General features: G+C 67.8%; 18 protein-coding genes. 5 read left to right on the top strand and 13 right to left on the bottom strand.

Going from position 1 to position 16,043, the window contains the following annotated elements:
• Position 1 precedes the first annotated feature (1 nt).
• The 4 genes from B9N75_RS07000 to B9N75_RS06985 form a co-directional block, all read right to left on the bottom strand.
• Positions 2 to 316, bottom strand: coding sequence for a type II toxin-antitoxin system PemK/MazF family toxin (locus B9N75_RS07000; RefSeq protein ID WP_280173585.1), 315 nt, complete (start codon positions 314 to 316; stop codon positions 2 to 4).
• A 10-nt stretch (positions 317 to 326) separates the two neighbouring features.
• Positions 327 to 539: a type II toxin-antitoxin system PrlF family antitoxin gene (locus B9N75_RS06995; RefSeq protein ID WP_085218154.1), complete on the bottom strand. Its 213-nt coding sequence runs from the start codon at positions 537 to 539 to the stop codon at positions 327 to 329.
• Positions 540 to 579: 40 nt separating this feature from the next.
• Positions 580 to 1,692: a DNA polymerase III subunit beta gene (gene dnaN, locus B9N75_RS06990; RefSeq protein WP_085218153.1), complete on the bottom strand. Its 1,113-nt coding sequence runs from the start codon at positions 1,690 to 1,692 to the stop codon at positions 580 to 582.
• 143 nt (positions 1,693 to 1,835) lie between these two features.
• Positions 1,836 to 2,423, bottom strand: a complete 588-nt coding sequence (locus B9N75_RS06985; protein WP_085218152.1) for an outer membrane protein — start codon at positions 2,421 to 2,423, stop codon at positions 1,836 to 1,838.
• Positions 2,424 to 2,566: 143 nt separating this feature from the next.
• Between B9N75_RS06985 and B9N75_RS06980 the strand changes: the two genes are divergently transcribed.
• Positions 2,567 to 3,058 (top strand): invasion associated locus B family protein, encoded by a 492-nt coding sequence (locus B9N75_RS06980; RefSeq protein WP_085218151.1) that lies wholly within the window; start codon positions 2,567 to 2,569, stop codon positions 3,056 to 3,058.
• 109 nt (positions 3,059 to 3,167) lie between these two features.
• Here the strand turns inward: B9N75_RS06980 and B9N75_RS06975 are convergent, their stop codons facing one another.
• The 5 genes from B9N75_RS06975 to B9N75_RS06955 all read right to left on the bottom strand — a co-directional run bounded on the left by B9N75_RS06975 (position 3,168) and on the right by B9N75_RS06955 (position 7,262).
• A complete protein-coding gene (locus B9N75_RS06975) occupies positions 3,168 to 4,487 on the bottom strand; it encodes a M24 family metallopeptidase (RefSeq protein ID WP_244552286.1) in 1,320 nt (439 codons plus the stop codon).
• A gap of 239 nt (positions 4,488 to 4,726) precedes the next feature.
• Positions 4,727 to 5,152, bottom strand: a complete 426-nt coding sequence (locus tag B9N75_RS06970) for an ExbD/TolR family protein (RefSeq protein ID WP_085218149.1) — start codon at positions 5,150 to 5,152, stop codon at positions 4,727 to 4,729.
• Positions 5,153 to 5,177: 25 nt separating this feature from the next.
• The gene (locus B9N75_RS06965; RefSeq protein WP_085218148.1) at positions 5,178 to 5,663 is read right to left on the bottom strand and encodes an ExbD/TolR family protein; all 486 of its coding nucleotides are present in this window, start codon (positions 5,661 to 5,663) and stop codon (positions 5,178 to 5,180) included.
• A 103-nt stretch (positions 5,664 to 5,766) separates the two neighbouring features.
• On the bottom strand, positions 5,767 to 6,546 hold the full coding sequence (locus tag B9N75_RS06960; RefSeq protein WP_085218147.1) for a MotA/TolQ/ExbB proton channel family protein: 780 nt from the start codon (positions 6,544 to 6,546) through the stop codon (positions 5,767 to 5,769).
• A gap of 53 nt (positions 6,547 to 6,599) precedes the next feature.
• Positions 6,600 to 7,262: an energy transducer TonB gene (locus tag B9N75_RS06955; RefSeq protein WP_085218146.1), complete on the bottom strand. Its 663-nt coding sequence runs from the start codon at positions 7,260 to 7,262 to the stop codon at positions 6,600 to 6,602.
• A gap of 235 nt (positions 7,263 to 7,497) precedes the next feature.
• Here B9N75_RS06955 and B9N75_RS06950 point away from each other — a divergent pair, with 235 nt between their 5' ends.
• On the top strand, positions 7,498 to 8,358 hold the full coding sequence (locus tag B9N75_RS06950; RefSeq protein WP_157123735.1) for a hypothetical protein: 861 nt from the start codon (positions 7,498 to 7,500) through the stop codon (positions 8,356 to 8,358).
• A 4-nt stretch (positions 8,359 to 8,362) separates the two neighbouring features.
• Here B9N75_RS06950 and B9N75_RS06945 read toward each other — a convergent pair whose 3' ends face one another.
• Positions 8,363 to 8,764, bottom strand: a complete 402-nt coding sequence (locus B9N75_RS06945; RefSeq protein WP_085218145.1) for a dihydroneopterin aldolase — start codon at positions 8,762 to 8,764, stop codon at positions 8,363 to 8,365.
• Positions 8,761 to 9,522: an SDR family NAD(P)-dependent oxidoreductase gene (locus B9N75_RS06940; RefSeq protein WP_085218144.1), complete on the bottom strand. Its 762-nt coding sequence runs from the start codon at positions 9,520 to 9,522 to the stop codon at positions 8,761 to 8,763. Before B9N75_RS06940 ends, B9N75_RS06945 begins: the two co-directional genes overlap by 4 nt.
• A 76-nt stretch (positions 9,523 to 9,598) precedes the next feature.
• Between B9N75_RS06940 and B9N75_RS06935 the strand changes: the two genes are divergently transcribed.
• From B9N75_RS06935 to B9N75_RS06925, 3 genes are all read left to right on the top strand, one after another.
• On the top strand, positions 9,599 to 10,174 hold the full coding sequence (locus B9N75_RS06935) for a DUF1285 domain-containing protein (protein ID WP_085218143.1): 576 nt from the start codon (positions 9,599 to 9,601) through the stop codon (positions 10,172 to 10,174).
• Positions 10,175 to 10,451: 277 nt separating this feature from the next.
• Positions 10,452 to 11,072, top strand: a complete 621-nt coding sequence (locus tag B9N75_RS06930) for a CoA pyrophosphatase (RefSeq protein WP_085219452.1) — start codon at positions 10,452 to 10,454, stop codon at positions 11,070 to 11,072.
• Positions 11,069 to 12,253 (top strand): CCA tRNA nucleotidyltransferase, encoded by a 1,185-nt coding sequence (locus B9N75_RS06925; RefSeq protein WP_085218142.1) that lies wholly within the window; start codon positions 11,069 to 11,071, stop codon positions 12,251 to 12,253. The genes B9N75_RS06930 and B9N75_RS06925 overlap by 4 nt, the downstream gene beginning before the upstream one ends.
• A 123-nt stretch (positions 12,254 to 12,376) precedes the next feature.
• Here B9N75_RS06925 and pheT read toward each other — a convergent pair whose 3' ends face one another.
• Together pheT and pheS are read right to left on the bottom strand one after the other, a co-directional pair.
• Positions 12,377 to 14,758, bottom strand: a complete 2,382-nt coding sequence (gene pheT / locus B9N75_RS06920; RefSeq protein ID WP_085218141.1) for a phenylalanine--tRNA ligase subunit beta — start codon at positions 14,756 to 14,758, stop codon at positions 12,377 to 12,379.
• A gap of 166 nt (positions 14,759 to 14,924) precedes the next feature.
• On the bottom strand, positions 14,925 to 16,004 hold the full coding sequence (gene pheS, locus B9N75_RS06915; protein WP_085218140.1) for a phenylalanine--tRNA ligase subunit alpha: 1,080 nt from the start codon (positions 16,002 to 16,004) through the stop codon (positions 14,925 to 14,927).
• Positions 16,005 to 16,043 lie beyond the last annotated feature (39 nt).

Below are 16,043 nucleotides of genomic sequence, written 5' to 3'. Positions count from 1 at the left end.
GTCAGAGCGACAGCAGCCGCTGCAGCTTCACTCTTACGGCATCGAGGAGGTCGTCCGACAACCGTCCGATATGCGGGACGTCCGAGACTTGAACCGTCGCGATCTTGGCGGTGCGGATCACGCAAGGCACCGGCAAACCGAACTCGCGGTGGCGTTCGATCAGCGAGACGTCGTCCGGCCATCCGGCGTTTTCGGCCGTCGTGATCATCAGCGCCCAGGCGACATCATCGGTACCCGGCAGAGCGTCGGTGACGAGCAGCACCGGACGCGGGCGCAGTCGCGGGCGCTCGACGAATGGGAAGGGCACGCGAACGATGTCGCCCGCGCTAAAGATTGTCGAAAGCCTTGCAGTCGGCTTCGCTGGCCCATTCGTCGAATGTCGAGAAATTATTGACGAAGGGATCGTCCGGCCGGCCGACGATCACCTCGCCGCCTTCGATCCGCCAGGCGATCTGGTCGCCCGGACCGAGCCCAAGCGCCTTGCGCACCGCCATTGGGACGGTGACCTGTGCCTTGGCAGTCAGTCGGCTGAGGATCATGGTCGCAATGTAAGGAAATTCCTTACAAGCAGCAAGATCGTCACACCCGCATCGGCATCAGCACATAGAGCGCCGGGGCCTTGTCGTTTTCGCGCAGCAAGGTCGGGGCGGCGGCGTCGGCGAGGTGAACTTCCACTGTATCGCCTTCGATCTGGCCGAGAATGTCGAGCAGATAGCGCGCGTTGAAGCCGATCTCGAACGAATCGGCGCCGTAATCACCGGGCACTTCCTCCGCCGCGGTGCCGTTCTCCGGGCTGGTGACGGAGAGCGTCACCTTGTCGCGGTCGAGCGCCATCTTCACCGCGCGCGTCTTCTCGCTGGCGATGGTGGCGACGCGGTCGACGCCTTCCTCGAAGCTCCGCGGATCGATGCGGAGCAGCTTGTCGTTCGCCGTTGGGATGACGCGGTTGTAATCGGGGAAGGTGCCGTCGATCAGCTTGGAGGTGAGCACCGCATTGCCGAGATCGAAGCGAATCTTGGATTCGGAGAGCGAGACCGACACGGTGCCGTCCACCTCGTCGAGCAGCTTCCTAAGCTCGGCGACGCATTTGCGCGGGATGATGACGTCGGGCATCCCCTCCGCCCCCGCCGGGCGCGGCACGGTGACGCGGGCGAGACGGTGGCCGTCGGTGGCCGCCGCCTTCAGCACCGGTTGCTCCTCGTCGGAAACGTGGATGAAGATGCCGTTCAGATAATAACGCGTCTCCTCGGTGGAGATGGCGAAGCGCGTCTTGTCGATGATCTGGCGGAGCGTCGCGGCCGGCAGCTCGAAATGGGTCGGCAGCTCGCCTTCTGCGATCACCGGGAAATCGTCGCGCGGCAGCGTCGAAAGGTTGAACCGCGCGCGACCGGCGTTGATCTGCATCTTGCCCTCGGCCGCGGTCAGCTCGACCTGGCTGCCCTCGGGAAGCTTGCGGACGATGTCGAACAGGGTGTGCGCCGAGATCGTCGTCGCGCCGGGCTGCGCGACCTGCGCCTCCACCGTCTCGTTGATCTGGAGATCGAGATCGGTCGCCATCAGCCTGAGGCTCCCCTCGCTCGCCGCCTCGATGAGGACGTTGGAGAGGATGGGAATGGTGTTCCTGCGCTCCACTACGGACTGGACGTGGCCGAGGCCCTTGAGGAGGGTGGCCCGTTCGATCGTCGCCTTCATGCGTAACCCCTTGGTCGCCGAATTTTTCGGTCCTCGGGGTTATAACGGGACTTCGGCCCTCCGCCAGTGGCCGCAATGCAAAAAAGAAGGGCCGGAGCAGTGCCCCGGCCCTTCCGTTCACCTGCCGAAACAGGTTTCGCCGATCAGAAGCGGAAGCCGAAGCCGGCGACGGCCTGGTGCTTCTCGATATCCTGCTCGTAGTTCGAGTAGCGATATTCGGCCTTGATGTAGCTATTCGGGCCGATTGCATGCTCGACGCCGGCGCCGACGCGGACGCCATCCAGGTTCCGGCCGGTCTCGTAGCCGGTGGTATTGGCCGCCGTGCCGTCATCATAGTCCAGCTGGACGCGGCCGTTCACATAGCCGGCCTTCGCATAGAGCAAAGTGTTGGCGCCGACGACGGCACCGGCGCGCGCGCCGACATAGATGTCGCGGCCGATCTGGCCGCACAGCGTGTCGCCTGCGACGATCACGTTGGGCGAGCATTCGTCGACGGTGCTGTCGCTGAGCTCTGCTTCGACGCCATAGACCGTGCCGCCCGACTGGATGTCGTAGCCGATGCCGCCGCCATAGACGACGCCATCGCTGTTCGGGCCGGGGATCTTGGCATTGTCGTAGCCGACGATGCCCTCGACGCGCGGACCGGCAAACGGGCCGGCGGCGGACTGGGCAAACGCAGGCGAAGCGACGGCGGTGGTGGCCAGCAGCGCGGCCCCAAGAATCATACGCATTGTAAGGAACTCCATTCATTGAAAGCGCCCCGTTCCCGGGAACGGGCTCGCCAGCGAATGGCTGTGACGATGGTTGCATGAATGGCGGATAAACGCGATTTTCCGTTGCCCTCGCGCCACAGGACGTGGTTGGATCAGCCCCTATGCGGCGGGCGATTTTCCTTCTCGCGATTGCGGTTTGCACGGTGCCCGCGGCGGCGCCGGCGGAGCGTCGCGCGATCGGAATTTTTTCGACCTGGGGAACCTTCGCCGACGCGAATCCGCGCCGCTGCTTCGCGATCGTCGAGCCGCTGCGGCGCGCCCGCGCGGGCGAGCGGAGCGCCTCCGCCTCGATATCCTATTGGCCGCGACGGGGGATTGTCGGCCAGTTCCACGCGCGCCTCAGCCGGGAGAAGAGGCCGGGATCAGCCGTGCTGCTCCGGATCGGAGACCAAACCTTCCAGCTTCTCGCCGGGCCAGGGGATGCCTGGGCGGCGGACCCGCGCACCGACGCGGCTATCGTGTCGGCGATGCGCAGCGAGCTGGAAATGACGGTCGAGACCCGTGCCACCAACGGCGCGCCGGTGCGAGACCGCTACCCGCTGCAAGGCGCCGCGTCCGCCATCGACGCGGCCGCAGTGGAGTGCGCGCGGTAATCCACCAATCGTCATGCTGAACTCGGTTCAGCATCCATGCCGGTGACGATCGCGACGTCTCCACAATGGACCCTGAAACAAGTTCAGGGTGACGATCTTAGGGAGGCGCTCAGCGCCCCCGGATGATATGATAACGGTCCTGCCGCCCGTCGAGATAGCGGACGCTGGTGCCGTCGAAATAGGCATCGTCCTCGCTGCGGAACTCGACCTCCTGGCCGCCCCATTCGGGCACCCGCAGCTTGGCGGCGAGCTCGATAGACCAAGCGGTATTGGGCCGGACCATGTCGGCGCCGCGCGGATCGGCTTCCTGATTGTCCCAGAAGCCGATCGCCGGGCCGGCGCCATGCCCGTGAAAGCCGATCGGGTGCGAGTAGATGGAGGGCTTGAGCCCCTCGGCGATCGCCTTGGCGCGCGCGCGAGCGAGGATCGCATTGCCGCTGTCGCCCGCGCGGAACGAAGAAGTGAGCGCATCGCGGACGCGGTTGTTGGCGGCGAGGCCCGCCTTAAGCCCAGCCGGAACGTCGCGCTCGCCGCGCTTCAGCACGTAGCCCAGATGCTGGGTGTCGGTGTTGAGGCCCAGATAGGTGATGCCGAAATCGGTCCACAGCATGTCGCCGGGGCGGATCAGCGCATCGCCCTCGATCATCTCCGCCGCGCCCTGGCGGATGATCGCGACCGAGGGCTGGAACCAGGCCTTGAGGCCGAGCCGCGACACCCGCTCGCGCATCCACCAGACGACATCGGCGGCGGTGGTTTTGCCGGGGCGGATCACCGCATCCGAAAAGGCCTCGGCGATGATCGAGTGGGCAAGCCGGACGATCGAGGGATAGACCGCCATCTCCGCCGGGGTGCGCGTCTCCAGCCAGCGCACCGCCAGCGTCTGGTTCGATTCGACACGGCTGCGATACTTGCGCGGCAGCGCCTCGGTGAACTCGGCATATTGGCTGAGCGTCATGCCGTCGGCGAAGGCGGTGAGCGCGGAGCTGTTGATGGCGATGCGCTTGGGGTCGCGCTCGGCAATGATCTCCGCCAGCCGCTTCCACTGGTCGCGCTGCTTCTCGGGCTCCCAGGCAGGGGCGAAAAGCCCGCCGAGCCCGTAGCGGCTGACCGTGAACCGCTCGACCGGCTTGCCGCCGCCCGGATCGAAGAAGACCAGGATGGTGCGGCGGCGCGCGTGCATGCTCTCGGCATCGAGCATTGTCGCGATGACCGGCTCTTCGAAATATTCGCGCGCGACGAGCACCCACATGTCGACGCCCTGCTCGCGCATGATCATCGGCACGACAGTGTCCAGCCGCTCCTTGAGCCACGCATCGCGCAGCCGCGCCTGCTCGCGCAGCGGCAGGACTGCGGGCGCCTTCGGGCGCGCCTGCTCGGTCATATTGAGCGCGGCGGGCTGCGCAGCGGCGGGCGCTGCGAAAGCAAACATGAGAAGCAGCAAACTAACAGGCCCGAATTTCTTCATCCAATGTCCCCTTTCGGTGCGGGCCAAGCCCGTTGCCTGTCATGCTGAACTCGTTTCAGCATCCATCTCGATGACGATTACGGCCTTCTCCATGGAGACCCTGAAACAAGTTCAGGGTGACGGATTGTTGGTATCGCCGCCAAAAGAAAGGGCGGCCACAATGGACCGCCCTTCCCTTTTCTCTGCAACGATCGGACGCTGCGTCAGAACGTCGCGTAAGCCTCGTTTCCGACGAAGCCGAACGCGGTGACGTTGGCGCGCTTCACGATCGCCAGCACCTCGTCCACCGTCTCGTAGCGCGCGTTCGGATCGGGCTGCAGGTGCAGCTCCGGCGTCGGCGTCATCGTCGTGGTGATGTTGAGATACTGGCGCAGCACCGTCTCGTTCACCGGCGCGCCGTTCCAGAACACCTGGCCCGACGGCGCAATGACGATCTTGTTCTTCACCGGATCGATCGGCGGCGGCGTCGACTCGCCGCTGTCAACGGGAAGATCGATCTTTACCGCGTGCGTCTGGATCGGGATGGTGATGATGAACATGATCAGGAGAACCAGCATGACGTCGATCAGCGGCGTCGTGTTGATGTCCATCATCGGTTCGTCGGCCGAACCCCCCATGGAAATAGCCATGACTCTTACTCCTTCCTGGGGCCGATCAAAGCCGCTGGGTTACGGTGCCCGCAGGCGGCTCGGAAATGAAGCCCACGCGGCTGAAGCCGGCGCGCTGCATGGTGAAGATCGCGCCGCCGACGCACTTGTACGGCGTGTTCACGTCACCGCGAATATGCGCTTCGGGAAGCTCGGTCACATTGTCCGGGCCGCCCTGCTTGTCGATCTCGAGCCGCAGCTTGGCGACCGCGCGATCGAGCAGATCCTGCGAATTGACCTTGGTGAGGCCCCAATAGACCTCGCAGCCGCCGGCGCCGTCGCCGCGCACGGAGAGCGAGACGTTCTCCGGCTTGGTCGTCGTCACCTCGAACTTCACCTTGGGCAGGTTCACCGGGACGGTCTGGATCACGACGGGGACCGCGATGAGGAAGATGATGAGCAGAACCAACATGACGTCCACGAGGGGCGTCGTGTTGATGTCCGACATCGGGGTTTCATCGCCATCGCTGCCTGGCCCGACACTCATCGCCATAATCTGAAATCCTGTTCCTGAATCGTGCTGCGGGCGCGCGCGGCGTCCGGCGGAGCGGGGCGGAGCCGGCCGGTCAGGCCGTGCCCCGCCCTACGCTCTTGGATCAGCGCTTGACGGTGCCGGCCGGCGCGGTCGTCGCGGCGGCCGGAGCGGTCTTGGCAGCGGCGACGGCGGCGGCGTTCTTGCCGACCTGCGCCGGCTTCACCGCACCGCCCGACATCATGTAGCCGTGCAGATCGGTCGAGAAGGCGCCCAGCGAGTCCATGATCGCCTTGTTGCGCCGCATCAGCCAGTTGTAGCCGAGCACCGCAGGCACCGCGACGACGAGGCCGAGCGCGGTCATGATGAGCGCCTCGCCGACCGGGCCGGCGACGGCGTCGATCGACGCCTGACCGGCGGCACCGATCTTGATGAGCGCGCGGTAGATGCCGACGACGGTACCGAACAGACCGATGAACGGCGCGGTCGAACCGACCGACGCGAGGAAGGCGAGGCCTTCACCCAGCTTGTTGCCGACCATCGCCTGGCTACGCTGGAGCGAGTTTAGCATCCACTCGTGCTGGTCGACCGGATCGGTCAGCTTGGTGTGCTGCTCCTGCGCGATCAGGCCGTCTTCGACGATCTGGCGATAGGCGCTGTTCTTTTCGAGCTTGGCGCCGCCTTCACGGATGTTGGCGGCGTTCCAGAAGGACGCGCGCACGCGCCGCCCCTGGTTCATGATCTTCTGCTGCTCGAACAGCTTGGTGAACATGATGTAGAAGGTGAAGACCGACATCGCCACGAGGATGAGGAAGGTCGCCCAGGCGATGAGACCACCCTGTTCCAGGGCGGCCATCAGGCCATACGGGTTCTCCACGGGAGCTGCTGCTGCTGGGGTCGTCATGCTCGTACTTTCCTCTTCGTCTCAAATAACTGGGTTTGCTCAAGAAAGACCGACTAGTTCGGAATCTCCCAGCGGATACGGTTGGAGTAGCTGTCGGCAATCGCGGTGCCGTTCTCATCCTTCGCCGGCGTGAAACGCGCACGGCGGGTGATGAGGCGACAGGTCGCTTCGTCGAGCGCGCTGTTGCCGCTGGACGAGGTGACTTCGCAATTGGTGACACGACCGTCGGCGCCGACCTGGACGCGGAAGCCGGTTACGCCCTGCGCTTCGGCACGAAGCGCGCTGGACGGATAGTCCGCATTGGTGGCCCAGCTCGCCGGGTTACCGCGCGGCTTGGCACCGACGGCAGCCTGCTTGGGCTTAGGCGGCGCGGGCGGCGGCGGCGGCGCGACCGGAGCGGTCGGCGTGATCACAGGCGGCGGCGCGATCGGCACCGACTGGACGATCGGCGGCGGCGGCGCGTTGGTCCGCACGATCGGCGGCGGCGACACGACGGGCGGCGGCTCGACGACCTTCTCGGGCGGCGGGGGCGGCGGCTCCTCGGGGGGCGGCGGCTCTTCCGTCACGTCGAAGGTCTTGAGGTCCTGCGCGACCTTCTTGACGACATTGTAGGCCAGGCCGGTAATCAGCGCATAGCCCAGCAAGGCGTGGAGCAGGGCGACGATGATGATCGCCGTGATCCTGCTCGAGCTCATCTCGCGATCAGCGTAGGACATTAATCAGTCGCACTCCTCTCGAACGCCCGGACCATCGTTTGATGGCGAAAGCCTGCGGATCGGCCCGGGTCCATGCTTAACGCCAGCGTTCCATGGACAAGACCTGTGTCTCTATCGCGACACAATGGGGCGCGCAATCCTCCTGTGGATATCCGCCGATCCGGCCGCGGAAGGGCTGCAATCCGCGGTTAATGGGGCTAAACGCACTGTGGAGAGCCATTTTGGAACGATGTGAATGAAAAAAAGCAATTCATCCCTGCCCCGCATTGCTGCGGCGATTCTGCTCGCCGGCAAAGTTTCGGTCTCGCTACCGGCTGTTGCCGATTCGCAAATCCCCGCCGCTGCCGCCGAGTTGACCTATGCCGATCTCGCCGATCTTGCCGCGCCATCGCCGGTGGTGGCGCATGTCCGCGTGACGCGGGCGACCGCGCTGAAGCCCGATCGCGCACCCGGCGTGCTGCCCGGCATGACGCGCTTCTACGTCCAGGCCGAGGTGGTGAACCTCATCCGCGGCACCAACGGCATTCCCGCCGCCGTCAGCTACCTCGCCGATGTCGCCAACGATGCGCGCGGCCGGCCGGTGAAGTTCGCGCGCCGCGCCGAATTCCTGATTCTCGGCCGCCCGGTCGCGGGCCGCATGGGCGAGGTGCAGCTCACCGCGCCCGATGCGCAGATCCCCTACACGCCGGCGCGTGCCGACCGCATCCGCGCGATCCTGCGCGAAGCCGTCAGCCGCGACGCGCCGCCGCGGATCACCGGCATCGGCCGCGCCTTCCACGTCCCGGGATCGCTGCCCGGCGAGAGCGAGACGCAGATCTTCCTGCAGACCGCGGACCAGCGGCCGGTGTCGCTCAGCATCCTCCGCCGCCCCGGCGAGCGGCCGCGCTGGGCGGTGGCGCTGACCGAGATCGTCGACGACAGCGCCGCGCCGCCCGAGCGCGACACTTTGCTCTGGTATCGCCTCGCCTGCGCGCTCCCGGCCCAACTGCCGCGCGAAAGCCTGGCCGAAACCGACGCGGCCGGCGCGCAAGGCATCCGCGCGGACTATGCTTTCGTGCTGCAGGCGCTCGGCCCCTGCGCAAGAACGCGGCGCTAGAACACTAGAAGGAAGACAGCTCGACGCCCACACCCGCGCAATCGGGGTAGATGTCGGGCTTGCGGCTGGAGACGCGCAGGCCCGTCACCCCGCGCCGGGCGGCGACGATGTCGTAGACCGCGCGCACGAACGTCTCCTGCAGATTGTAGCGGCCCGCGGCGGCGAGGGCGGCGATCTCGGTGCGCAGGAAATCATAATTCCACGCGCGCTCGGGATGATCGGCGTCGGCGAAGCTTGCCTCGTCCACCCACACCTCGACCGAGACGATGAGCCGCTGCGGCGTGCCGACCTCGAAATCGTGAAAGCCGATATCGACCGGCAGATCGAAATCCTCGAGCACGATCTTGCGCGTCCTTGGGGCGAGCGCCTGCGGCACGAGGCCGTCGAGCGTGATGGGGCGGTTCATGGCTTGGGCTCCAGAAACTGGACGTCGCGCGGCAGGCCGAGGAAGCGCTGGCCGCCGTCGAGGGTGATGATCTGCCCGGTGATGGTGGGCGTGGCGATGAGGAAACGGAGCGCGGCGACGATCTCGGCGACATCGACGCCGCGTCCGAGCGCGTTCATCGCATGCACCTCCTCGAAATTCGCGCGGCTCTGCGGGCCGGAGACGAGCGTGACCGACGGCGCGATGCCGCACACGCGGATGCCGCGCTCCGCCCACACCCGTGCGCTGAGCTCGGTAAGGCCGGCGAGCCCCATCTTGGAGATGGTGTAGCTGAAGAAATCAGGGTTGGGCGCGGCAAGCTTGGCGTCGAGAAGGTTGACGATCAGCCCGCCGACATCGCCCGCCCGCGCGGCGAACGCCTGGCTGAGCAGCGCCGGCGCACGCAGGTTGATCGCCTGATGCGCGTCCCATTCGGCAAGCCCGAAATCGTCCGCGGAATCGAGCACGAAACGCGATGCGGAGTTGACCAGCAACCGCGCGGGCGGAAGCCCATCCAGCGCGGCGAAGATGGTATCCGCCGCCGTCGGATCGGCAAGATCGGCAGAGACCGTCCGCGCGTTGCCGAGCTCGGCGGCAAGCGCCTCCGCCGCATCTGCCGATCGGCCGTAGTGGATGAGGAGATGCCAGCCGCCCGCGGCGAGCGCGCGGCACAGCGCCGCGCCGATGCGCTTGGCGCCGCCGGTCACGATCGCGGTGCGCGGGCTTGGAAACTCGTCCATTCCCGCGCCGATAGGAGCGCGCCGGGTTCGCGGCAAGCTTTGCCGGGGCGCAAGCGATGCGCTAACCCCTCGCCTTATGCCGATGGACGAACCGCCCGCCGATCTCGCCGGCCTCAGCCTCGCCGACATCGCCGCGCTGGCGGAGGCGAAGAAGCTGCCCCCCGTCGACAAATGGAACCCGGCGCATTGCGGTGACAGCGCGATGCGGATCGCACGCGATGGCACCTGGTATCACGAAGGATCGCCGATCGGCCGCCCGGCGATGGTGCGGCTGTTCTCGACCATCCTCCGCCGCGAGCCCGACGGGCGGCACGTGCTGGTGACCCCGGTCGAGAAGCTCGACATCGAAGTCGAGGACGCCGCCTTCGTCGCGGTCGAAGTGAAGAGCGAGGGCGAGGGCGACGCCCGCCGCCTCGCCTTTCGGCTCAACACCGGCGACGTCGTGGTGGCGGGGCCGGAGCATCGCCTGCGCTTCGATGCGCGCGAGGACGGGCCGCACCCCTATCTTCACGTCCGCGGCGGGCTGGAGGCGCTGGTCGCACGGCCGGTCTATTACGAGCTGGCGGAGATGGCGATCGCCGACGGCGGTGACACGCCTGGACTGTGGAGCGACGGTATTTTCTTCGCGCTGACTGGTAGCCCCTCCCCTTGATGGGGAGGGGTTGGGGTGGGGTGGCGTCTCCGAATAAGGTGCTAACTTCTCAACCTCCACCCCCACCCAACCCTCCCCCATCAAGGGGGAGGGCTTAAGGCGCGAAAGGTCCCAATGTTCGCACTGGCCATGGAGGGTGCGGACGGCGGGTTCGCGCGGCCTACGACTGCGAACGATAGAAAAGAGCTGAACGCGGGGATTGTCGCAGAAATCGGGGCTGCAGGACATCACGGACGGCGTTTGCGATTATGGCAGCGTCTCCGCTAAGGCGCGGCGGATGAACCGCGCCGCACCTTCCCCCGCCGGCCTTGCCGATCGCCTGCGGCGGGCGCTGGCCGAAGGGCATGCGCACAGCCCCGATCTTCTGCCGGGGGACGGCGGCGAGCCGTTGGGCGCGGTCGAAGACACCGCCGCCGCAGTCCTCGTCGCGATCACCGACCGGGCCGAGCCGGGGGTGCTGCTGACGCTCCGCACCGAGGGCCTCCGCCGCCACGCCGGGCAGGTCGCTTTCCCCGGCGGGCGCGTCGATCCCGGCGATGCGGATGCCGTCGCCGCGGCGCTGCGCGAAGCCGAGGAGGAGATCGCGCTGCCGCCCGCGGCGGTCGATCTGATCGGTCTCGCCGATCCCTATCGCACGATCACCGGCTTCGCGGTGACGCCGGTGCTGGGCGTCGTGCCGCCCGATCTACCGCTGGTCGCCGAGCCGGGCGAGGTCGCGGCCATCTTCGAGGTGCCGCTCGCCCACATCCTCGATCCCGCACACCACCGCCTGCAGAGCGTCTTCTGGCAGGGTGCGCCACGCACCTTTTATGAGATAGACTGGGACGGGCAGCGCATCTGGGGAGCCACCGCCGCGATGATCGTCAACCTTTCGCGCCGGCTGGCGCCCTTCGCATGACGCTGCCGCCCGCCCCCTGGCAGACCGATCCCGACATGCGCCGCCTGCTCGGCGTGCTCGGCGCGCCAGAGGGCGAGACGCGCTTCGTCGGCGGCTGCGTGCGCGATACCCTGCTCGGCATCACCGTCGCCGACATCGATCTCGCCACCCGGCTCCAGCCGCAGGACGTGATGGACCGGCTCAAGGCCGCACACATCAAGGCGGTGCCCACCGGCATCGCCCACGGCACCGTCACCGCGGTGATCCATGGCCGCCCGGTCGAGGTGACGACGCTGCGCCGCGACGTCGCCACCGACGGCCGCCGCGCGACGATCGCCTACACAGGCGACTGGGCCGAGGATGCCGCGCGGCGCGACTTTACGATCAACGCGCTCTCTGCCGATCCCGACAGCGGCGAATTGTTCGACTATTTCGGCGGGCTCGACGATCTCCACGCGCGCACCGTGCGATTCATCGGCGATCCGCTGATCCGCATCGCCGAGGATCACCTCAGGATCCTGCGCTTCTTCCGCTTCCACGCGCGCTTCGGCGCCGGCCATCCCGACGCCGCCGGGCTCGATGCCTGCACCGCGCGCGCCAACGATCTGATGGCCCTGTCACGCGAGAGGATCGCGGACGAGCTGCTGAAGCTGCTCGCGCTGCCCGATCCGGCGCCGACGATCGCGCTGATGCTGGAGCGCGGCATCCTGAAGCCGGTGCTGCCCGAGCTGGCCGATGCCGCGCTGCTCGCCGATCTCGTGTTGCGCGAGCGCGCCGCCGATGTAGCGCCCGACGCGCTCCGCCGCCTCGCCGCGCTGCTTCCCGCCGACCCGAAGGTCGCCGAGGATATCGCCGCGCGGCTGCGCCTCTCCAAGAAGGCGGGCAAGAAGCTGGTCGCGGTGGCGGGGCGCACCCCATCCGATCGCGCCGACGGACCCGCGCTCGCCTACCGCATCGGCCGCGAGGAGGCGGTCGACCGGCTACTGCTGATCGGCGAGGCGGAAGCCGCGCGCGGCCTTGCCGGCTGGCAGCGCCCGCATTTCCCGCTGACCGGCGGCGATCTCATCGCCATGGGCCTGCCCCCCGGCCCCGCCGTCGCCAAGACGCTGCAGGCGATCGAGCGCGAGTGGATCGCCTGCGGTTTCCATGGCGATGCGGCGGCAGTGCGGGAAATGGCGAAGGAGATGCTGCCGGAGGGCTGATCGACGCGGCGCCCGACCCCCATCATCCGTCATGCTGAACTTGTTTCAGCATCCATCCCGATGACGATCGGGACCGTCTCCGAGATGGACCCTGAAGCAAGTTCAGGGTGACGAGAGAACAGATCAGCCCCGCAGCTCCGCGCCGAGCTTGGCGGCGGCTGCGACGATGCGGTCGGCGATGGCTTTCAGCTCCTCGTCGGTGAAGCTCTTCTCGCCTGGCTGGAGCGTGACTTCGATGGCGATCGACTTCCTGCCCTCGGGCACGCCGGCGCCGGTGAAAACGTCGAACAGGCTCGCGCCCGCGATCGCCGCCTTGTCCGCGCCCCTGACCGCGCGGAGCAAAGCGTCGGCGGCGAGATCGGCGGGGACGAGGAAGGCGAAATCGCGCGTCACTGCCTGCAGCGCGGGCGGCGCATAGGCGCTGCGGATGCGGCCCTGTGCGCGCTTGGGCGGGATGGCATCGAGGAAGATTTCGGCGGCGACCGCAGGGCCGGCGAGATCGAACGCCTTGAGCGTCGCCGGATGAAGCTCGCCGAACTCCGCGAGAATCGTCTTGGGGCCGAGGCCGAGCCGCGCCGAGCGGCCCGGATGATAGACGCCCGATGCGCCGGCGAGCGCCTGGAGATTGTCGACCGGCGCGCCGGCGGCGGCGAGGATCGCCATCACCTCGGCCTTGGCGTCATAGGCATCGACGCCGCCCTTGCCGCCCTGCCAGTGGCGCGGGCTGCGATCGCCGGTGAGGACGAGGCCCAGGGTCGGCCGTTCGCCCTCCTCCAGATAGCGGCGGCCGACCTCGAACAGGCGGACGCGCGTGCTGCCGCGTGCCGAATTGCGCCGCGCCGCGGCAATGAGGCCGGGGAGCAGCGAGGGGCGCATCGCCTTCATCTCCTCGCTGATCGGGTTGGCGAGCACCCAGGCACTGCCGCCGAACGGCACCGCCTCCGCTTCGGAAATGAAGCTCCACGTCACCGCCTCGTTGAGGCCGCGCGCCGCGGCAGCGCGGCGGACGCGGCGCTCCTGGAGTTGCGCCGGGGTCGCGGTCGGTGCGGCGACACCCGCGGGGCGCGGCAGCGGTGTCGCGGGAACCTTGTCGATCCCTTCGATGCGGATCACTTCCTCGACCAGATCGGCGGTGCCGTCGACGTCGCGGCGCCAGCTCGGCGGCGTCACCCGCCAGTCGCCGCCGACCGTGAAGCCGAGCGATTCAAGGATCGCGCGCTGCCGTTCGGGCGCGATGGCGAGGCCGCCGAGCGTCTCGGCGCGGGCGGGATCGTAGATATAGCTGCGCGCGCCCTGCGGCGCCTCGCCGCTACGGGTGACGCCGCTTGCGGTGCCGCCGCAATGATCGAGCACCAGCCGCGTCGCGATCGCGATGCCGGTATCGAGGAAAGCGGGATCGGCGCCGCGCTCGAAGCGCTGGCGCGCGTCGCTGGTGAGGCCGAGCGCCTGGCCGGTGCGGGCGATCCGCTCGGGATCGAACCAGGCGCATTCGATGATCACGTCGGTGGTGGTCTCGCTCACCCCCGAATCCTCGCCGCCCATGATGCCGCCGATGTCGTGGACATGCGCGTCATCGGCGATCACCGTCATCTCGGGCGTCAAGGCGTAGCGCTTGCCGTTGAGCGCCAGCACCGTCTCGCCATCGCGCGCACGGCGGGCAACGAGGCCGCCGGAGAGCTTCGCCTTGTCGTAGACGTGCAGCGGACGGCCGAGATCGAGCATCACGAAATTGGTGATATCGACGAGAACCGAGATCGGCTTCTGGCCGACCGCGCGGAGCTTGGCCGCCATCCATTCGGGCGCGGCGCCGTTCTTGAGGCCGCGGACTTCCTGCCCGTAGAAGGCGGGACAGCCGGCCGGATCCTCGGTGCGGACATCAGGCCCCGGGCCCTCGCCCTCGACCGGCGCGATGCCGCAGCGGTAGACGTCGTCCAGCGGCTTCAGCGTGCCGAGCCCGGCGGCGGCGAGATCGCGCGCGATACCGCGCACGCCCATGCAATCCTGCCGGTTGGGCGTGATCGCGACGTCGAACAGCGGATCGTTCAGCCCGGCATATTCGGCATAAGCGGTGCCAACCGGCGCGTCGGCGGGAAGCTCGACGATGCCCTCATGATCCTCGCCCTGCTCCAACTCGCGCGTCGAGCACATCATGCCGTTCGACGTGACGCCGCGGATCGCGGAGACCTTGAGCTCCATGCCGTTGGCCGGCACCACCGCGCCGGGAAGGCCGAGTACGCCGACCATGCCCGCGCGCGCATTGGGCGCGCCGCACACCACCTGAAGCGGCTGGCCGTCGCCGGAATCGACGCTGAGCACCTGGAGCTTGTCCGCCTGCGGATGGCGATCGGCGGTGAGCACCCTCGCGACGCGGAAACCGGAGAGCTTCGCGCCCGGATCCTCGACGCTTTCGACCTCCAGCCCGATCCGCGTCAGCGCATCGGCGATCGCGTCCACGTCCGCGCCGGTCTCGAGATGCTCCTTGAGCCAGGACAGGGTGAATTTCATGAGCGCAATCCTGCTCCCCTCCCTGCACGCAGGGAGGGGTTGGGGGTGGGTACGTATCCGAAGGGGGCGGCGCGGTTGGCGACCCACCCACCCCCGGCCCCTCCCTGACAGATAGGGGCGACTTTGATGACCCCTCCCCGGCAGCAGGGAGGGGAGGAAAGGACGGTCATGCCCCTACCCCTCCGCTCAGCGTGGGCACGTCGAGCGCGGCGAAACCGTAGTGCTTCAGCCAGCGGATATCGCCGTCGAAGAAGGCGCGGAGATCGTCCATGCCATATTTGAGCATCGCCAGCCGGTCGATGCCGCAGCCGAAGGCGAAGCCCTGCCACTCCTCGGGATCGAGCCCGCAGGCGGCGATCACCTTCGGGTGGACCATGCCGGAGCCGAGCACTTCCATCCAGCCATCGGAACCGCCAATCACACGGCGCCACTTCTCGTAGGAGAAGCCGACATCGACCTCGGCGGACGGCTCGGTGAACGGGAAGTAGCTCGGCCGCAGCCGCAGCACGACGTCGTCGCGCTCGAAGAAGGCCTTGAGGAAGGTCTCCAGCGTCCATTTGAGATGGCCGAGCGTGATGCCCTTGTCGATCACCAGCCCCTCGACCTGATGGAACATCGGCGTGTGCGTCGCGTCGCTGTCCGACCGGTAGGTGCGGCCGGGCGCGATGATGCGGATCGGCGGCGGCTCGCTCTGCATCGTGCGGATCTGCACCGGCGAGGTGTGGGTGCGCAGCAGCATCGGCCGCCCTTCACCGTCCGTGCGCCCGAAATAGAAGGTGTCGTGCATTGCCCGCGACGGATGCGCCTCGGGAATGTTGAGCGCGGTGAAATTGTGCCAATCGTCCTCGATCTCGGGGCCGGTGGCGACCGCGAAGCCCATGTCGGCGAAAATCTCGGCGAGCTCGTCCATCACCTGCGCGACTGGGTGGACGGTGCCGATGTCGAGCGGCGCGGCGGGGAGCGTCATGTCGAGCGTCTCGGTGGCAAGCCGCCGGTCCAGCTCCGCCGCTTCCAGCGCCGCCTTGCGCGCGGCGATCGCTTCGGTGACGGCCTCGCGCAGCGCATGGATGCGCGGCCCTTCGGCCTGGCGCTCCTCGGGCGACATGCCGCCCAGCGTCTTCAGGAGCGCGGTGACCGCGCCCTGCTTGCCGAGCGCCGCGACGCGCTCCGCCTCCAGCGCGGCGAGATCGCCCGCGCCTTCGATTCGCGCCAGCCAGTCGCCGGTCATCTTTTCCACATCGGACATGCCAGCGCCCCTAGAGGAGAATCCCGGCTCAAGGAAAGC

The organism is Allosphingosinicella indica (genome assembly GCF_900177405.1).
Taxonomy (GTDB): Bacteria; Pseudomonadota; Alphaproteobacteria; order Sphingomonadales; family Sphingomonadaceae; genus Allosphingosinicella; species Allosphingosinicella indica.
The sequence above is the reverse complement of the archived record's forward strand: the minus strand, read 5'-3'. Positions and strand labels throughout refer to the sequence as shown.

Bases quoted from the DNA above. Each gene is read 5' to 3' on its own strand.
- B9N75_RS06995 (WP_085218154.1), bottom strand. From the start codon at position 539: ATGATCCTCAGCCGACTGACTGCCAAGGCACAGGTCACCGTCCCAATG.
- dnaN (WP_085218153.1), bottom strand. From the start codon at position 1,692: ATGAAGGCGACGATCGAACGGGCCACCCTCCTCAAGGGCCTCGGCCAC.
- B9N75_RS06985 (WP_085218152.1), bottom strand. From the start codon at position 2,423: ATGCGTATGATTCTTGGGGCCGCGCTGCTGGCCACCACCGCCGTCGCT.
- B9N75_RS06980 (WP_085218151.1), top strand. From the start codon at position 2,567: ATGCGGCGGGCGATTTTCCTTCTCGCGATTGCGGTTTGCACGGTGCCC.
- B9N75_RS06975 (WP_244552286.1), bottom strand. From the start codon at position 4,487: ATGTTTGCTTTCGCAGCGCCCGCCGCTGCGCAGCCCGCCGCGCTCAAT.
- B9N75_RS06970 (WP_085218149.1), bottom strand. From the start codon at position 5,152: ATGGCTATTTCCATGGGGGGTTCGGCCGACGAACCGATGATGGACATC.
- B9N75_RS06965 (WP_085218148.1), bottom strand. From the start codon at position 5,663: ATGGCGATGAGTGTCGGGCCAGGCAGCGATGGCGATGAAACCCCGATG.
- B9N75_RS06960 (WP_085218147.1), bottom strand. From the start codon at position 6,546: ATGACGACCCCAGCAGCAGCAGCTCCCGTGGAGAACCCGTATGGCCTG.
- B9N75_RS06955 (WP_085218146.1), bottom strand. From the start codon at position 7,262: ATGTCCTACGCTGATCGCGAGATGAGCTCGAGCAGGATCACGGCGATC.
- B9N75_RS06950 (WP_157123735.1), top strand. From the start codon at position 7,498: ATGAAAAAAAGCAATTCATCCCTGCCCCGCATTGCTGCGGCGATTCTG.
- B9N75_RS06945 (WP_085218145.1), bottom strand. From the start codon at position 8,764: ATGAACCGCCCCATCACGCTCGACGGCCTCGTGCCGCAGGCGCTCGCC.
- B9N75_RS06940 (WP_085218144.1), bottom strand. From the start codon at position 9,522: ATGGACGAGTTTCCAAGCCCGCGCACCGCGATCGTGACCGGCGGCGCC.
- B9N75_RS06935 (WP_085218143.1), top strand. From the start codon at position 9,599: ATGCCGATGGACGAACCGCCCGCCGATCTCGCCGGCCTCAGCCTCGCC.
- B9N75_RS06930 (WP_085219452.1), top strand. From the start codon at position 10,452: ATGAACCGCGCCGCACCTTCCCCCGCCGGCCTTGCCGATCGCCTGCGG.
- B9N75_RS06925 (WP_085218142.1), top strand. From the start codon at position 11,069: ATGACGCTGCCGCCCGCCCCCTGGCAGACCGATCCCGACATGCGCCGC.
- pheT (WP_085218141.1), bottom strand. From the start codon at position 14,758: ATGAAATTCACCCTGTCCTGGCTCAAGGAGCATCTCGAGACCGGCGCG.
- pheS (WP_085218140.1), bottom strand. From the start codon at position 16,004: ATGTCCGATGTGGAAAAGATGACCGGCGACTGGCTGGCGCGAATCGAA.